The sequence below is a fragment of the Candidatus Thiodiazotropha sp. AKIB8 genome (genome assembly GCF_058244675.1).
This window is the reverse complement of the sequence record NZ_JBSYOO010000041.1, coordinates 26,201-43,334: the sequence shown is the minus strand read 5'-3', so window position 1 is coordinate 43,334 and position 17,134 is coordinate 26,201. Positions and strand designations below refer to the sequence as shown.

The following is a 17,134-nucleotide window of genomic DNA, read 5'->3' as shown; positions in this document are numbered from 1 at the left end:
TCTGGATATGATCTGATAATGATAGATTCGATTATTTACAGGAAGTGACAGGGATGCGCTAAGCCTTTACGTCGATATTGCCACCAATAGTGCTTGAGGGGCTTGGCATTTGTGGACTCTGCTTAATCGACTCAATCAATTTAGTAGCAGTCTGTTCCTGCATCTCCATCACTTTCTTCTGTGTGGCGACTCCAGTTTGGGTTCCAGTGTTTGCAATCATGCTGATTGCGTTGGAACTGACACCAGAAATATCCATAGCATAACTCCGGAAGATAATATGTAAGACTCAGTATTGAATGGCGGCATATCAGCTGGTTTCTTTAGTGAGGCTGAAGCGCTGAAAATAGAGATTATGCTTATGGTATTTCAGTGGAAATTGGAAGTGAAGTCCACTAAGTGGTTGAAAGTAAGGAATAATATTTGTGTTGAATGCTGAAGTAATCAAGCCCAAGCGAAGATAGATTTAACACAAATGTACATGTCATTCTTATTTTAGTAATTAAACTTATAAAATTCAGTTGAGTTTTACTATTAACTTCAATAAATATTGTGATAACGGGGCAGCTGGTGACAATAGAACAAGGGAGCCACTGAATAAGTCTGGGACAAACAAAGTGGTGCAATGCAAGGCACGAATCTTCGTAATAGCCGGGTTAATATGAAGATTCGCACCGCACATGCGGCCCATTCTGGCGGTAAGATGTCGATCCATGACCTGTTCAGCGGTTGCTTAGAATACTAAAGACATCATGGCCATCATTACCACCAGGAACAGTATTGTCATAATTCCGCCGGCTTTCATGAAATCAGCCACTCGATAGCCAGCAGGTCCCATGATCAGGGCGTTGACCTGATGTGTTGGTATCAGAAAAGAGTTAGAGGTAGCAATGGCCACAGTCAAAGCAAATACTGCCGGGTTGCCACCGGCACCAATTGCGATATTGACTGCAAGTGGAACCAAAAGAACTGTTGCACCTACATTTGACATAACCAGGGTAAAAAAGGTTGCCAGTACAGCTATAGAAGCCTGTATGACCCACAGTGGCATATCGCCTACTACAAATAAGACCTGTTCGGCTATCCATTTTGCTGTGCCGGATGTCTCCACAGCCAGTCCTAATGGGATGAGTGAGGCGAGTAGGAAGACTGTTTTCCAACTCACAGCATCATAGGCCTCTTCAATGTTAAGAACACCGGTTAATACCATACCAATGGCGCCAGTCAACAGAGCGACAGAGAGGCGGATATCTGTAAACAGAACCATGAACAGGGCGATACCAAAGAAAATGGCTGCGGGTAAAATCTTGTTTGGGCGTAACTCTTCTTCGCGAGGGTATTCAGTGGTAACAACAACAAAATCACGATCTTTCTCTAAGCGTTCCAATACATTCCACGCAGTATGAACAACCAGGGTATCACCAGCTTGCAAAGGTAAATTACGTATATCGTCTCCCTCTCTCATGGTTTCACCATTACGATGAAGGCCTATCATGGCCAGGCCATAGGTCTTTCTCATCCATACGTCACGTGCGCTTTTGCCAATCAGGGAGGAACCTGGTGGTATGACCACTTCACCAATACCCGATTTGCGGCTTGATAGAGATTCAGAGAAGGTGCGTAGTGTTTTGCGTAGTTTTAAGTTGAAGCGTTCAACGAAGTGTGAAAGATCGTGGGGATTTGCTACAACGCCCAGTACCATACCAGCTTTAAACTCTGTGTCTCTGGCTATCGTCCCTGGTCCGACTCTGGCCTCTTCACCGGATTGTTTGCTACCAATTATTCTGATTCGATAAGCCGTTTCAACATCATCAAGACGGACGCCACTCAGTTCACTATCATCTTTTACAACGACTTCGTTAATTGCAAAATCTACATTATATACATCGTGAAAATACTGTAATGAATCAGAGCCAACAGTGCTGCTCTCACTTAAGGTTTTTGGCAATACATAGCGTCCCGCCACTACGAAATAGATGATGCCCGTGGCTATAAGAGCAATACCAACCGGCGTTACAGAGAATAGACCCCATGTATCCATATGTTGCTCTGCCGGCAGTGCTTTGTTGGAAGTTAGAATAAGATCATTTAGAAGAATCAATGGACTTGATCCAACCATTGTCATTGTGCCGCCCAGGATAGCTGTAAAACCCATCGGCATCAGTAAACGCGACATGGGTAAACCTGACCGAGCAGAGATCCTTGATACCACAGGAAGGAAGAGAGCTGCTGCACCAACATTCTGCATAAATGAAGAGATAAATCCTACTGTTGCAGAAATAATGGGGATGATACGAGACTCTGTCGTACCACCAACCTGGAGGATAAAAGAAGCAACTTTCGTCATTATTCCTGTTTTATCCAAGCCGGCGCCGATAATCATAACCGCAATAATTGAGATCACAGCATTTGATGAGAAGCCATCAAAAAGGTGGTTGTTATTGACCAATCCCTGTTCCAGACCCATAAAAGGTGCTAAGAGTGAGGTTAATCCGAGTAATACCATTACCGTGGCTGCCGCAACATCTACACCAACAATTTCAAAGGCAAAAAGGTAGATTGTTAAAACAAGAACTGCTGCCACCCATGCAATCTCAACTGTTGGTACTACGGTTGAGAGTAGAAGCGCCATAATGGCAAACAATATTCCGGCGATAATCTGTTTCTTTGTGAGCATGCCTGTATAGGCAATAGTCTGTTCTTCATCTGCTAATTTATTCATTCTAAGGCTCTTTTTATCGTATCAAGTGGTCATCTAATCGGTCATCAGGTAGAAAAAAGCCTGCTCTATGCGGCGGTCTGCTTTGCCGTCAACTCTGGTGATTTGTCCTCTATAAGAACTAATGGGACGTAAATACGACTTTTCTGATTTGGTATTACATCTCGAATCAACTCATTGGCAGATTTATCTGCCGGTGTTGAGACAAGAAAGATGAGGGAGGGGTGGTTAATGATATAGCTACAGATATCCTCAACAGGAGATAAGCCAAGCGTAATAACATGGCAATCCAGATTGCTGGCTTTTGCCCGCTCCTGTATTGCGGATATATCTGATTTGATCGCGTGATTGTGGACAAGCAGATCGATTTTAGCGCCCTGTTTGCTGCAACTTTCGAGTGCGTAGTCGAGCGCAGCTCCTACACCCTTGCCATCAGTTAATAAGGCAACACGATGTGATGCCTGTTTAGCAAGCGAAGGTTGCTTATTAGAGTGTGGTTCAGATTTGGCACCTACGCCTAATAGGTTTTTTTTTGTGCTGAGAGGAAGATATTCTCCCGCGTTCTGGAGAGCCAGTCCGGCTAAGATTTTTTTTAAATCGTCGTTGAGTTTAGTCATGTCACTTGTCCAAAAAAACATCATTACTCACTTAGAGCAGGATATGTGCCAAGAGTGATAAATCGATAAGTAACTGAATTAACAACTAATAATTATCTATGTATTTGGTTTGTGCGTTGCAATATGCAATATCATTTGAGTGATGATTAATCTGATCTTCGTTAATGCAGGGTTTAGCGGCATCTGATAGAGTTGTTTCAATTTGAAACGGTATGTTGCGTTTTGTAATGACAGTTCAATTCGACTTCTCCAGTTTGCGAGGCAAGATCACAACGGCCTACGTGGTGTTAGTAGCGGCGACCCTGATGCTTGCCGTAATCGCTTTTCTTGATCTGCTGTTTCTCGAGCGACAGGTTCGGGAGGGAGAAGTCGTGTCAGATTTAAAAGATGCGGTTTTGGAAATGCGTAGGGAAGAGAAGAACCTCTTTCTCTATACAGATAATGAGGCGTTGGCAAAAGCTGATCTATCTTCTGAGACAGCTCTTACCATACTGCATGAACATAAGCAGGCTTTGGCGGCTATTTTTCTCACCACCAAGCACGCCAGCATGGTTGAGAAAATAGACTCGTACCGAAATCAGTTGCATCGCTGGAAGCTATCAAATGGTGAACGGCGATCAGAATTGGAAGAGGAAATCAGAACCATAGGTCACCAGATTTATCTCACAGTTGAGTCTCTCTCCACGCTTGAAAGGAGTATGCTGGAGGATGCAGTTCAGGAGTCTCAGTGGTTTTTACTGCTATTTCTAATGATCATCGGTCTTGCAATTTTTGTTGTGGGTAGGCAGCTCAAACAGGTTGTACTTACCCCCCTTAAAAAGCTTGAGTCGCGTATGAAGCCGATTGCTGAAGGGCGATTTGATAGTATGCATTCACCATCCAGGGATCGTGAATTTATTACTTTTACAGATGCATTCAATCGGATGCTTAAAGAGCTGGAGATTCGCCAGCGTCGCATGCTGCAGTCAGAGAAGTTAGCCTCGCTAGGGATACTCTCTTCCGGGGTGGCGCATGAGTTGAATAATCCACTTTCGAATATTTCTTCATCCTGCCAATTACTGATTGAAGAGTTGAATGAAGCAGACCCGGAACAGCTCAATATTTGGTTGAAACAGATTGATAGTGAAACAGAGCGTGGCAGGCAGATAGTAAAAACCCTGCTGGACTTTGGCGGACAACGAGTATTCCAAAAAGTACCAATAGCACTTCACTCACTAATTGAAGAGACAAGATATCTGATCGAAAAAAGTATAAATCACTATTCGGGTAAGTTGACCACGAATATTCCTGATGACTTGCTGCTGTCTATAGATAAACAGCGGATACAACAACTTTTCATAAACCTGATTCAGAATGCATTGCATGCTGGAGGAGAGGGAGTAACTATTCTGATTAGTGCTGTTGTATGTGAAAAGGGTATGTTGATGTTACCTGATGAGGCTGTTTTTGCTGGTGAAGTTAAATGCGCAACAGATAATGATATGTCAGTTGTAGAGATCATGGTCAGTGATAATGGCCCGGGAATTTCCAGTGAAGCCATGTCAAAAGTTTATGATCCTTTTTATACAACGAGTGAGCCGGGGAATGGTGTTGGGCTTGGCTTGTTTATTGTCCAAGAGATTGTACGAGAGCATGGTGGTTGTCTTGCGATAGCATCCAAGCCAGGTGAAGGCACCAAGGTGATCGTGCTGCTCCCTCAGGGAGATATGAGTGATGCCTGATGAGATGATGGAAAAAGCACATATTCTCATTGTTGATGATGAGGTCACTGCAGTTGAAAATCTGGCCCATGTTTGCCGCAAACTGGGGCATGAAGTTACCACTCGAACCAGTGGGGCCGAGGCTATTGAAGTGCTTGAGTCGTTAGCTGTCGATCTTGTGCTTACCGATTTAAGAATGGAAAAAATCGATGGTATGGAGGTGCTTCGCAGGGCCGGTGAAATCGATCCTGACATTGCAGTGATACTCATAACCGGCTTTGCAACACTGGATTCTGCAGTTAACGCTATGAAGGCGGGTGCCTTTCACTATATAGCAAAGCCGTTTAGATTGGATGAGGTGCGTGAAGTCATTGGCAAGGCAATTGAATTTGTCTTTCTGAAGCGTGAAAACCGCAGCCTGAAAAGTAAGCTTGGAGAAAGTAATTCTGGACCTGTTTTTATCACTCAGGATGCAGCTGTACTACGTATGCTTGAGATGGCGCGTCAAGTAGCAGTAAGCGATTCGAGTGTTCTTCTGACTGGTGAGAGCGGCACAGGTAAAGAGTTAATGGCACGATATGTTCATGCCTACAGCCCTCGAAGTGAAGGGACTTTTCTGGCATTGAATTGTGGTTCACTTCAAGAAGACCTGCTGGCAAATGAACTGTTCGGTCACGAGAAAGGGGCCTATACCGGTGCCACTGAGTCTCGTACCGGTCTGATTGAGGCGGCGAGTGGGGGTACTCTTTTTCTGGATGAAATAGCCGAGATGTCGCTGGGAATGCAGGTAAAGCTGCTGCGCGTGATTCAGGAGAGGGAGGTACAGCGTCTTGGCTCAACCACAGCAGTTGCTGTAGATATTCGTCTGATAACCGCAACCCATAGAGACCTGCTGAGTGAGGTCGCTGCCGGGCGATTCAGGCAGGATCTCTACTATCGCCTGGCTGTGGTGGGTATGCATCTTCCACCCCTTTCGGAAAGAAAGAGTGATATTCCAATGTTGGCATACTTTTTTCTGCGTAAACATGCAGCACGTATGCAGCGAGAGGTGGATGATATCGATGAGCAGGCTCTTTCAGCGCTATCCGAATATGAGTATCCGGGTAATGTCCGAGAGCTGGAAAATATCATAGAGCGGTCAATTGTACTTGCCCATGAAAAAACCGTTTCTACAGCAGATCTACCCGCTGCACTGGTGGAACGGTCAGTGCATGTAGTAAGGGAAAAAGCTGGGCGCCTGCCAACCCTGGCTGAAAGGGAGGCAGACTATATCACCTATGTATTAGAGAGAAGCGAAGACAATCGCACTAAAGCAGCAAAAATTCTTGGTATTGATCGGGTTTCTTTATGGCGGAAACTAAAGAAGTATGGCATGGAAGAGGCAGAATAGAGCTATTTGCTATTGTCGGTCTATCTGTCTCATAAATAACTCAACCACCATCTGGCGTGAACTTTAAAACATTACCGTTGATGCAATAGCGTTTGTGGGTTGGTGCCGGGCCATCATCGAAGACATGACCTAGATGAATCCCGGAACTGGCACTACGTACTTCAACCCGCCGCATACCGTGACTGTTATCCTCATACAGAGTGATTGCTCCCTCCACCGGATTGAAGAAGCTTGGCCAACCACTACCGCTCTCAAATTTAGAGTCGCTTCGGAACAGGGCTGCTCCAGTGATTGGGTCAACAAACGTACCTGCTCTCTTTTCATCCAGATGAGAGCCTGTGAAGGCCCGCTCTGTACCTTGTTCGAAAGCGATATTCTTTTGTTCAGGGGTTAGGAGTTGGTAGCCAAGCCACTGCCAAAATCTGGCTTTATCACCATCGTAACCTGTATATCTTGAGATCTCACTGCCATTTTCAAAGAGTACTATGGTTGGTGTGGCGAAGAGTCTCTTTTCAAGACGCCAGTCAGATGGTGGCTGCGGATTTGTGGTGCGGGCTATATCCAGCTCAGAGCGCCAGTTATCAACTATTTCCAACTTGAACTGTTTGCAAAAAGCGCAATCATCAGACTCAAAGACGATGAGTTGTCGAGAGTGATTGAGCGTGGTTGGGTCGAGCTGAGTAGGCATAGAAGACTCCTTATTCATCTTCTGTAATTTACCAGGATAATCTATACCTGTACCACCCAGGCCACAGTAGCCGTTTGGGTTTTTTGCCAGATAATCCTGATGGTATGTCTCCGCTGAAGTGTAGTTGGTCAGTGGTGCAATCTCTGTAGTGATATTCCCATACTCCTTTTCGTGTAATGCTTGTTGATAGGTATTACGCGTCCTGGTGGCAGTATCAAACTGCGCCATGTTATGAGTATAGATCGCACTACGATAGTTTGTGCCAATATCATTGCCCTGCCTGTCACCCTGGGTTGGGTCATGGTTTTCCCAGAATCCAATCAATACAGATTCCAGATCAGTTTCATTTGTGTTGAAAGTGACCTTTACCACTTCTGCATGATTACGCTTATTGCTCAGACCAAGTTTGATCAGGGACTCATGGGAGAGAACGCTGCGGTAGGTTGCCTCGATATCACCATTCGCATAGCCACTTTCAACATCGACTACCCCAGGTAATGCAGACATGCGTTTTTCAGCTCCCCAGAAGCAGCCCATACCGAGAATAATGGAATCTGTATGCTTTTTCTGATTGTCTGCAAAAGAGTGAAAAAAAGGTATCAGGGCTAAAATGGCGGTGATCAGAATGAGATGAAATAGGGCTTTCATAACAGAACCTGTATTGCTATTGATCAATTTTCATAGCTTGAAGTGTAGGTTACAGAGCAGTGTGGAATCATCACGTAAATATAACAAAACATAACAACACAGAGGATATGTAAAATACCAGACTCTATACAGACCAATAATAAAGATCGAGGTTCCACAAGTTAATAGAGGTGACCTTAAGTCATAGTCGTGATCTCGGGTAGGGTGGTGCCATACCCCACAGGAATCCCAATTGAGTGATCTGAATCGATTTTACAGCTCATCCACGTTGTCATGTATAAAGCTAACCAGCATATCAGCATGGTCATGGAAGCAATCGACAGAGTCGTGCTGTGCGCCTTCAATGGCGATGACCTCTATCGGTCGCTCTTTTGTAGCATTGGCTTCAATCAATTTCATATCACTGATGGGTACAACCCTATCGTCGGTTCCATGGGCAAGCAGAACCGGACAACGGACATCGACGATTCGGTTCATTGGGGCAATGTCATCGAAACGAAACCCGATAACCCATTGGATATAACTCATTATGATTTCTCGTAGAGGCCGAGGTAACCAGGGCTTGTCGAGGTGTCGATTCATTACCAGGTTAGGGTGAGCAAAACCTGAAACGCCGATTACGCTATCGATATCTGATCTTTTTGAGGCTGACAAAATAGCGGCTGCAGCACCTATTGAGTGGCCGAGAACTATAAGCCTATGTTCTGGACTTTTTTGTTTGATCCATGTGATTGCACTATCAAGATCCTCAGAAAACCTAGGTAGAGATGAGAAACTGTCACTGTCACTTTTGCCATGATTGCGCGCGTCATAAAGTAGTAGATCCATGCCGGCTTTGTGAAAGGGCTGTGCCAGTGGCAGCATCATCTCTGCATTACCGCCCCAACCGTGGACAATGATAAGCGTCGCCTTACTCCCTTGCGCTGTTATATGCCATGCAAAAAGGTTTTTATCACCAATAGTTTTTAGTTTGTGCTCAGAGTAAGGCAGCTTAAAGGCATCTGGTGTTCCTGTTTCCACCACTCGTGGAGCACGGTAGACCAGGTGAAGTATGGTTGGGAAGATAATGATGATTGCGAAAATGAGAATGCAACTTAGGACGATAAGACTCATTATATAATTCTATAGTTGGTTAATGAATATAGTGGTTGATCAAAACGTGGTTCTGAGGGTGATCTCCTGATCTAAAGTCGCGATGAGTTGAATCGATATTTCTAAAGCCCAGGGTAACCTCTGATCATATCAGAGATCAGAGGTTCCCTGGCATTTCAGTTCTGGATTAGTAAGTTCCTCTCTTTAGTCTCTTAGAGGCATTCAGGGTTGTACGATAGAATCGACCCAGTGCTCTATCTTTGGCGCGTTTCTCAGCAATGGTTGCACTATTCAAGGCTTGTTCACGCATTAATTTTTGGTAATTAGCCAAACGGCGGTGATCCAATTTATCCTCTTTAATTGCTTTCTGTATGGCGCAACCTGGTTCACTATCGTGGCTGCAATCGGAAAAACGACACTGCTTTGCAAGCGTGGCTATATCGGAGAAACTCTCCTCTATACCCTGTTCACAGTCGTATAGCTGCAACTCCCTCATGCCTGGCGTGTCGAGCAGTATACTTCCTGATGGCATGAAGTGAAGTGACCTGGCAGTAGTAGTGTGTCTGCCTTTACTGTCGTCTTCTCTTATCGCTCCGATAGACTGCAGTGATTTACCCATTAGCGTATTGAGCAAGGTTGACTTGCCAACACCAGATGAACCTAAGAATGCAATTGTTCTGCCGGTGGTACACCAAGAGTTTAAGGTGCTGGCACTGACACTGCTTTGTCCATCAACAGTCTCAACACTTAACATAGGGTTGATTTCATGAATTTGACAAACATAGCGCTCTGCATCTTCGCAGAGATCCGCCTTTGTCAGTACAACAACAGGTTCTACGCCTGCTTCAGCAGCTATAGCAAGATATCGCTCAATCCGATTGAGATTAAACTCTTCATTGAGTGAGCTGATAATAAACAGTGTATCGACGTTAGAGCAGATAAGTTGTGTTTCAATTTTACTGCCTGGCGCTTTTCGGGAGAAAAGTGTTAAGCGTTCCAATGCACGCTCAAACTGTTGCGCATTATTTAACAGAACCCAATCACCGACAGTTAGGAGAGATGTGGATGAAGTGATTGGCAGGCTTTTTCGTCCTGATTCTGTCTCTATTGCAATCATTGATCGATGATGTTCAATGATGCGCCCGATTGTAAGTTGTTCCAACTCTTCTAATGTCATTTGTTGTTGGAAAAAAGGTGACCAACCCAATTGGCTTAATGATCTATTTTTTGGCATAAGTGCCCCTGATGCATGGTGGCATCGAAATAAAGATAGTATCTTCTTGGGGCGTGTGCCCCGGCTTAAAAACCGGGCAGAAGGATTAGATGAAGTGTGCTAACTTCTTGCTGCCCGGGGGATGTTGACTACAATCATTTGTACCCTCCGGTTTCATTGGTTTACTTTTCAAAAAGTAACAGAATGGCAAGGCTTATTCAACTGAATCTTGCTATTGGCATGTTTAACCTCGCAGTCCTCTAGTGACCCAGGATTACTGGAACAGCATCCATTGCAGAGCGCTCTGTTTTATAAGTCAGTAGTCAAGCTGTCAAAAGTCTGATATATCTTGTTGATCCAAACCTTGCTCCTTTGGCGTTCCATTAAACTCAAATGTTGTGCACCACTGTTTTTTAGGTTTGCGGCTGCCCAGAAACTAAAGCCATATTTTTCTATTTTGTGCATCGTTGGTTCATGTAGTGCGGGCAGATAGAACTGATTTACAGATTTCCCGGCCAGTCCTGTATCTGACAAATTAGATATTGCCTCAATATCTGAAAAATTACAGCCTCGCCCTTGGTTTTTTACAACAATGATATTGAACTGATCGCCATACTTTTCTAAAAAGTTCTGGAGCAGATTAACTGAGTCTGGGCCGCCATCGACAGCGTACCAATAGATCAACCGAATATTCACCTCTTCGCACATCTCGATCACACCGTTGTCATCAATCCAACGGTCTATGAAACGCTCGCTTTGTGCAGGAAGATCGATCAGTACATTACGATTCTCTTCCAGTGACAGTTCCATTATCGTGTCTATGCTTTCGAAATGATCAAGATTAATTGACTGGGTGTAATCTGCGTAATATCGACTCAGTGTTGGATGTGACTGATCTGCATCCAAACCTGTGTAGGCAACAGACATGTCAAGAAAATATTGTGAAAGTAAACGCGCCAATACTGATTTTCCGACTCCGCCTTTTTCGCCACCTACAAAATGAATCATACTCATTAAAATTTACCTGATCTGGATTAATGAACTGATTTTATTCTGCATGAAACGGGCCAACTAAATAGATCTGTCTAGTGTGCCTCGTCATAGATTGTTGCACTCTGCTGGTGCAGGTCGATGACTATTGCGGGATTAAATCTAATATGATGGTGCGGGGTTCCATCTGCCTAGGGTGTATAAAACCAGTTTTGAAGAGTTCGCTTGAAGCGGGGAGGTATGTTGATAGTAGAAATCGCCCGTTATACGCGGAAAAAGATTTCTCGCCTTCAACAGATAACAGTATAAAGAAGCAACCCCAATCTTTGGTTGGAGCGTATTTTTTAGTATTAGGTCTCAAAAAATCAATATAACAGGCGTTCTTCAACCCTTGCTAAAGGTGTGGGAATATGGCAAATTAACAGTGTTGGCCAGATGGCTCGATAAAAAAACAATAAATAACAAATAGATAGTAGCGCAATCAAGGCGACAAGGAACAGGATGAGGTTGCTTGAATTACGAGGATCGTTATGCACTCTGCATACAAAGAAAGGATTTCTCTGCCGGAAGCCAGCGAACAGAATAATATCCAATTTAATTCCTATCTGAATAGTCAGTTTCTCTCAGATGTAGAGAAAAGTGACGATTTCAGCTTCAGGTATTTAGCCGGCAGGCAAAATTATCACTTACAAGCTCGTACAGTTGATACCAATAAACCACCATCTACTATCAGATCTCATAGGGCTGTCGACCCCTTAGCTGCAAATAGTAGAGCGTCATTTAAGTTCGCCACTTGTTCCTGCCTTTTTACGGAAAGTGGCAACCATAACCCCCTCAGAATAACTTCCGACCAAAGCTTTCTGGTCACTCTGGCCTGATAGGTATCCAAGTGAATATGCCACTCAATAATGCCATCTGTTTAGATAACTCTACAGAGATAGATGCCGCTCTTTCAACTCAGCAGTTAGGTAGTGTGTTCAAGCAGCGACATGTCGAAATTGAATTACTGAAGCGCACGTTGATAGTCGCCAGGGAGCGCCTCTTAACCACCAATGATACATTGACTGAGGTATTAGAGAAACGTGAAATCTTTCAGCAACAGAGTCTCGAATTAAAAGCAGAATTAAAGCAGCAGCAGGAGAGTAGTGAGGCCTTTCGAAAGAGAGTGATGGAGGAACAAACCCTTCTTTATAAGCAACGGTCTGATCTTGAAAACGCTCTACAGCAACTGCGAAAACAGCTTTATGGCGACAGCACGATTGAACAGATGCAGATTCAAGCTCTGCAAGCCTCTATAGAGGAGATGCGGGGTGAACTTGCCCAGGCGTATGAAAAGAAGAATCGAAGAGAGCAGGAACTCAAAGCTGAGCTCGATAAAGCAAATAAAAGAGCGGAGAGGACACTCGAAGCACTTTATGGAGAGATAGAGCAAATCCGGGAAAGTGAAAGCTCACTTGAAGAGAAGCTTAAACAGAGCCAGGAAAGGCTGGAACAGCTTCAGAGTAACTATCAGCAACAGCAACTACAACACCATAACGCTCTGGACGAAGCGAATCTCTCGGCTGGAGAAAACCTGCAGCAGGCAGAAGCTGAAATCTCTGTTTTACAGCAGCAACTCCTTACCAAAGAGTCTTCGATGCAGCAGCTATTGGAAGAAAAAACAGTTTTGGCGGACTGTCTGAAGACTGAAACCACCAACAATTTGGAGTTCTCTCACCAGATTCAGTCATTGGAAGAGGATAAGCTGGCCTTGGAGAAGGTTTTCAAGGCGGAGCAGCTGGCAGGTAAAGATGCAGAGCAGCGCCACAACCATGCGCTTGCTGCCCAAAAGAGTGAGTTGGAGAAGGCAGAGGCCACTATTGAAGCGTTAAAAGATTCAAGTCAGCAATTGCAAGAGAGTTTGCAACAGATGGAGTCCGATTCCCTCAATCTGCAGGAACGGATGGAGCAGGCTCTGGAGGCTGAGAAACAAAATGCCAAAGAAGAGCAAAAGCGCTTGGAAACGGCAATAGAAAAGCTAGATCAGCAGTTGCTGAAAAATCGGGAAAAGGCTGAATGTCAACTGGATGATGCACGACAGCAGGCTCTGGCCGGTTCCAGGATATTGCAGGGACGGATGAATCAGGCGCTGGAGGCAGAAAAACAGAATTCGCAAAGGGAGCAGCGTCGTTTAAAGAACACTATCAAAGAGCTTACTCAGCAGCTGGATAGAAGCCGTGTAGAGGCGAAGCAAGAACTGGATGAAGCGCTACAGCAGGCACAGCTTGATTCCAAAAAACTCGAGGAGCAGATGAACCAGGCAATGGATCGAGCCCTGGAGATCGAGAAACAAAATGCCAGAGAGGAGCAGGCTCGTCATGAGTCAGAAATAGAAGGAGTCAATCAACAGTTGCAAGATGCTCGTATTAATGCGAGTCGACAACTGGATGAAGCGCAACAACAGATGAAGCAGGCTCTTGAAGTGGAAAAACATAAGAGTCTAGAGGCGCAGGAGAAACTAGAGGCTGAAATCACAAGGCTCAATCAGCAATTGGAAACTACCCGTGATGAGGCTTCCATAGAACTGAATGAAGCAAAACAGCAGGCTGAGGCTGAATATCAGAAAAAATATGATCAGTTTGAACAGACTCTAGCGTCACAGAAACAAAAAGCCATCGGAGAGCAAGCACGCTTTGAACTGACATTGGAAGGTGCCAATAAACAGCTGCAAGAGGCCCGTACAGAAGCTGACCAGCAACTTGAGGATGAGCGGCAGAAGAGAGTTGCAGATATTGAGAAGCTGCAGAAGCAGATGGAGTCGGTTGCTGAAGTAGAGAAACAGAAAAGCAGAGAGAAGCAGTGGCGTTTAGAGTCGGTAGTGGAAAAACTAAATCTTAAGTTGGAATCGACCCGTGTCAAGGCGGATCTGCAACTGCAGGAGGCTCAACAGAATGCACTTATTGATACCGAGGAACTAAAAAAGCAGATGAACCAGGCTAGGGAGCAGGCCCTTGATAAAGAGAGAGAGCAAAACAGAAAAGTGCAGGCAGGTCTAGAGTCAACAATCGAAGCGCTCAATCAACAGTTGGAGGTGGCTCATACCGAGGCTGAAAGTGAACTGGAAGAAGCGCGGCAGCAGGCGCATATTGGTTCCCAGATGCTACAGGGTCGAATGAATCAGGCGCTGGAGACAGAGAGACAGAATTCGAGAAAGGAGAAGAAGCGTTTGGAGGCAGCAATAGAGGCACTCAATGCTCATCTGGAAGAGGTGCGCAGTGAGGCGAAGCGGCAACTGCAAGACGAGCGTGAGAGGGCAGAGGTAGAATCTCGAAAAACAGAAATACAGATGAAACAAGCCTTTGAAGCTGAAAGGCTGGATGCTATTGAGGCACAGAAACAGCTGAATGCAGAGATTGAAAGGCTCAATCAACAGTTGCAATCGGTAGAGGGTAAGGTTGATCAGGAAATAGATGAAGTAAGGGTGAGGGCGCAAGCAGAATCCCAGGTATTGGTAAAGGAGATGAAGCAGACCCTTGAGAGTGAGCAGCAGCATGCTAAAGATGAGCAGACACGCTTAGAGAGTGATGTAGAAAGACTCAGTGAGCAGTTGCAAGCAATCCGTGCTGAGGCATGCAAGCAGCGTGATTTGCGGATTGCACAGCAGGCTCAGCATCAGAAGGATCGCAACACAATTGAGGATCTTAAAAAGTTACTGAAAGCAGCAAAATTAGCTTTGAGTATCAATAGGAAGAGAACCACTGAAGCTCAGGAATCTCTATCCGAACTCCAACAGGATTTCGAGTCCAGTGAGATATTAAGGACAAAGTCAGTAGAATCTGAGGATGCATTGCTGGCTGCCAGGCAGGAGCTTGTCTCTCTAAGAAGTGAGTTTGAAAAGGAGATATCCAGTCTGCATGAACAACTAAAAAATCAACAACAGAGCAGTGAAGCGACTCAGCGTGAGAATAGTCGATTACAGCAGTTGCTTGAGGAGAGCAAAGCTGAGGAGAGAAATGAGAGTTCAAAGATCACTATATTGAATCGTGAGCGAGAGTCACTCCAGGAGACTAAGTCGCAACTGGAAGATGAGCTTTCAAAACTACAGATCAAATTCGCTGAGATTGCTGCAGCTATTGAAGTGGAGCGGCATGAGAAGGATTCTTTAACTCAGAAACTTGATGCGGTTAAGGCGCAATCTGATGATCCTGATGCACTACAACGAGCAAAAGATGAAATCATCTCACTGAAGCGCAAAGTCGAAGGGTTGCGGGAGGTGCAAATAGAGATGGAGAGTCAGATAAGCAAGAGTCCGGAGAGTGAGGTTAAGCAACTGCATGCCGCCCTTGTGACGACTGAGATGAAACTAAAAAAAGCAGATAAACTTGCCCAGCAGAGCCAGCATCTATTACGTGAGAACCAGATACATGAAAGTGCAATAAATATCCTGGATGAGGAATTGGATGCGCTAACCAAAGAGAGAGAGTCTCTGGTTCAGGCGCAGCAAAAGCTGACAGCAGAGTTAGAGGAGGTACGCGGGTACTCCTCAGAACTTGCCAGCGAGAATGGTCGGCTGAAGGATGAAGTGCGTGGTTACCAGGAGAAATTAGAGGCGTCCAACTGATTATCTGTTAACTACGCAAGATTGTCGTTTAATGCCAGCTCGCAGTATGTTATCAATTATTTAACCTGTTCCTCACAAACCAAACCGGATGTTGTGTGTTGATTACCACAACTCTGGATCGCATAGGGAGTCAACGCAAGTTATTGGTATGGGGGGGTGTGGAATGTCATGCTCCCTGAGCGCCAGAGACTGCCAGCCAGATGGGTATTGTAGTTTGTAAGGTGGTGTGTAGCTAACGGCCTCCTCAGAACTGAAATCAAATCTGCGGTAATAGTCAGGATCACCATACACAAAGAGTGTGTCGACCTTCATAGCCGATAGTAAATGTATCCCGGTTTCAACCAGTTTCGAACCAATGCCGCGGTTTTGGAAACTGGGTTCTACCCCTAGTGGGGCTAAAATATATCCCAGAAACTTATCATCTTTATCGCTTGTTACTGGGCTGAAGGCGATATGGCCAACAATCGTATTGTCTGTTTCCGATACTATCGAGATTGTTTTGGGCTTTGTCTTTCGCGAAAGCAGATTGATCGCAAGCTTAGAAACAAGTCTGTTCTCTTCTTTAGAGAAGGCATGCATATGAATGCTTTGAATTTCTTTGATATCCTGCTTTTTTGCCATTCGGGTTAGCATGTTTTTTACTTACATTCAATAATCTGCTGTTAACTTGTTTTTACCCAGCAAGCCACCATAAAGGCATCTCTCCCTTGATGGGAGAGGGTGCGCGCCAAGCATTTAATGAAATTAAAGCGTAAACATTACTATTTGTCACCCGATTGCTCAATACGTGCATATGCATTGCGTGTGCCGTAGCGGGACTGGGCCTGTTTTACGCTGTCGGTGAAGGCGTAACGTGTAAAATTCTTACTCATGCTGAGTCTCCTGAATATATCATAGACCGAGTTCGCTAAGCCCTGGATGCTCTTCTGGACGACGACCAAGTGGCCAGTGGTAGAGTCTCTTCGATTCACTGATAGGCAGATCGTTGATACTGGCGATACGCAGTTGCATCAATCCGTTCACATCGAACTCCCAGTTTTCATTGCCATATGAGCGGAACCAGTTTCCTGCGTCATCGTGCCACTCATAAGCAAAGCGGACAGCGATGCGATTTTCAGAGAAGGCCCAAAGCTCTTTGATAAGACGGTAGTCCAGTTCCCTGGCCCATTTGCGTTGAAGGAGCTGTACTATTCCCTCACGGCCTTGCACAAATTCTGACCGGTTTCGCCAACAGCTATCGGTCGTATAGGCCAATGAAACTTTTCCCGGGTCACGGCTATTCCAGGCGTCTTCCGCCAAACGCACTTTCTGGGTTGCTGTTTCAATATTGAATGGTGGTGTTGGTGGTCTGGTTGTGATGGCAGTCATGATGAAGTTACCTCGTAGTAAAAATAAACTGAATGTTCGGGAGAAGTGATTTGCTCTAACGTTCATTGAAAACCCTCTCCCTCAGAAAGAAGATGAGGGGTATGGTGAATCA

12 protein-coding genes are annotated in these 17,134 nt (G+C 45.0%); 3 read left to right on the top strand and 9 right to left on the bottom strand.

Going from position 1 to position 17,134, the window contains the following annotated elements; translation table 11 throughout:
* Positions 1–58: 58 nt before the first annotated feature.
* From AC4IFB_RS13995 to AC4IFB_RS13985, 3 genes are all read right to left on the bottom strand, one after another.
* On the bottom strand, positions 59–256 hold the full coding sequence (locus tag AC4IFB_RS13995) for a putative motility protein (protein ID WP_490776518.1): 198 nt from the start codon (positions 254–256) through the stop codon (positions 59–61).
* A 474-nt stretch (positions 257–730) separates the two neighbouring features.
* Positions 731–2,719, bottom strand: a complete 1,989-nt coding sequence (locus AC4IFB_RS13990) for an SLC13 family permease (RefSeq protein WP_490776517.1) — start codon at positions 2,717–2,719, stop codon at positions 731–733.
* Positions 2,720–2,784: 65 nt separating this feature from the next.
* Positions 2,785–3,333 carry a hypothetical protein gene (locus AC4IFB_RS13985; RefSeq protein WP_490776516.1) on the bottom strand — a complete coding sequence of 183 codons (549 nt, stop codon included), beginning with the start codon at positions 3,331–3,333 and terminating at the stop codon, positions 2,785–2,787.
* 212 nt (positions 3,334–3,545) lie between these two features.
* On the opposite strand from AC4IFB_RS13985, the gene AC4IFB_RS13980 reads away from it, so the two are divergent.
* Positions 3,546–5,054: an ATP-binding protein gene (locus AC4IFB_RS13980; RefSeq protein WP_490776515.1), complete on the top strand. Its 1,509-nt coding sequence runs from the start codon at positions 3,546–3,548 to the stop codon at positions 5,052–5,054.
* Positions 5,047–6,423, top strand: a complete 1,377-nt coding sequence (locus AC4IFB_RS13975; RefSeq protein ID WP_490780482.1) for a sigma-54-dependent transcriptional regulator — start codon at positions 5,047–5,049, stop codon at positions 6,421–6,423. The genes AC4IFB_RS13980 and AC4IFB_RS13975 overlap by 8 nt, the downstream gene beginning before the upstream one ends.
* Before the next feature lie 40 nt (positions 6,424–6,463).
* Here the strand turns inward: AC4IFB_RS13975 and msrA are convergent, their stop codons facing one another.
* The 4 genes from msrA to AC4IFB_RS13955 form a co-directional block, all read right to left on the bottom strand.
* Positions 6,464–7,759, bottom strand: coding sequence for a peptide-methionine (S)-S-oxide reductase MsrA (gene msrA, locus AC4IFB_RS13970; RefSeq protein ID WP_490780481.1), 1,296 nt, complete (start codon positions 7,757–7,759; stop codon positions 6,464–6,466).
* Positions 7,760–8,011: 252 nt separating this feature from the next.
* Positions 8,012–8,872: an alpha/beta hydrolase gene (locus tag AC4IFB_RS13965; RefSeq protein WP_490780480.1), complete on the bottom strand. Its 861-nt coding sequence runs from the start codon at positions 8,870–8,872 to the stop codon at positions 8,012–8,014.
* 166 nt (positions 8,873–9,038) lie between these two features.
* Positions 9,039–10,085 (bottom strand): ribosome small subunit-dependent GTPase A, encoded by a 1,047-nt coding sequence (gene rsgA, locus AC4IFB_RS13960; protein WP_490776511.1) that lies wholly within the window; start codon positions 10,083–10,085, stop codon positions 9,039–9,041.
* A 288-nt stretch (positions 10,086–10,373) separates the two neighbouring features.
* Complete coding sequence (locus AC4IFB_RS13955; RefSeq protein WP_490780479.1) at positions 10,374–11,078, bottom strand: P-loop NTPase family protein; 705 nt, start codon at positions 11,076–11,078, stop codon at positions 10,374–10,376.
* A gap of 871 nt (positions 11,079–11,949) precedes the next feature.
* Here AC4IFB_RS13955 and AC4IFB_RS13950 point away from each other — a divergent pair.
* The gene (locus tag AC4IFB_RS13950; RefSeq protein WP_490780478.1) at positions 11,950–15,654 is read left to right on the top strand and encodes a coiled-coil domain-containing protein; all 3,705 of its coding nucleotides are present in this window, start codon (positions 11,950–11,952) and stop codon (positions 15,652–15,654) included.
* Between the two features lie 102 nt (positions 15,655–15,756).
* Here AC4IFB_RS13950 and AC4IFB_RS13945 read toward each other — a convergent pair whose 3' ends face one another.
* Both AC4IFB_RS13945 and AC4IFB_RS13940 read right to left on the bottom strand, forming a co-directional pair.
* On the bottom strand, positions 15,757–16,287 hold the full coding sequence (locus tag AC4IFB_RS13945; RefSeq protein WP_490780477.1) for a GNAT family N-acetyltransferase: 531 nt from the start codon (positions 16,285–16,287) through the stop codon (positions 15,757–15,759).
* A gap of 258 nt (positions 16,288–16,545) precedes the next feature.
* Positions 16,546–17,022, bottom strand: coding sequence for a nuclear transport factor 2 family protein (locus tag AC4IFB_RS13940; RefSeq protein WP_490780476.1), 477 nt, complete (start codon positions 17,020–17,022; stop codon positions 16,546–16,548).
* Between the last annotated feature and the right edge of the window lie 112 nt (positions 17,023–17,134).

Coding starts and splice junctions, on each gene's coding strand:
- AC4IFB_RS13990 (WP_490776517.1), bottom strand. CDS start 2,719: ATGAATAAATTAGCAGATGAAGAACAGACTATTGCCTATACAGGCATG.
- AC4IFB_RS13980 (WP_490776515.1), top strand. CDS start 3,546: ATGTTGCGTTTTGTAATGACAGTTCAATTCGACTTCTCCAGTTTGCGA.
- AC4IFB_RS13995 (WP_490776518.1), bottom strand. CDS start 256: ATGGATATTTCTGGTGTCAGTTCCAACGCAATCAGCATGATTGCAAAC.
- AC4IFB_RS13940 (WP_490780476.1), bottom strand. CDS start 17,022: ATGACTGCCATCACAACCAGACCACCAACACCACCATTCAATATTGAA.
- AC4IFB_RS13955 (WP_490780479.1), bottom strand. CDS start 11,078: ATGAGTATGATTCATTTTGTAGGTGGCGAAAAAGGCGGAGTCGGAAAA.
- AC4IFB_RS13950 (WP_490780478.1), top strand. CDS start 11,950: ATGCCACTCAATAATGCCATCTGTTTAGATAACTCTACAGAGATAGAT.
- AC4IFB_RS13975 (WP_490780482.1), top strand. CDS start 5,047: ATGCCTGATGAGATGATGGAAAAAGCACATATTCTCATTGTTGATGAT.
- rsgA (WP_490776511.1), bottom strand. CDS start 10,085: ATGCCAAAAAATAGATCATTAAGCCAATTGGGTTGGTCACCTTTTTTC.
- AC4IFB_RS13945 (WP_490780477.1), bottom strand. CDS start 16,287: ATGCTAACCCGAATGGCAAAAAAGCAGGATATCAAAGAAATTCAAAGC.
- AC4IFB_RS13985 (WP_490776516.1), bottom strand. CDS start 3,333: ATGACTAAACTCAACGACGATTTAAAAAAAATCTTAGCCGGACTGGCT.
- AC4IFB_RS13965 (WP_490780480.1), bottom strand. CDS start 8,872: ATGAGTCTTATCGTCCTAAGTTGCATTCTCATTTTCGCAATCATCATT.
- msrA (WP_490780481.1), bottom strand. CDS start 7,759: ATGAAAGCCCTATTTCATCTCATTCTGATCACCGCCATTTTAGCCCTG.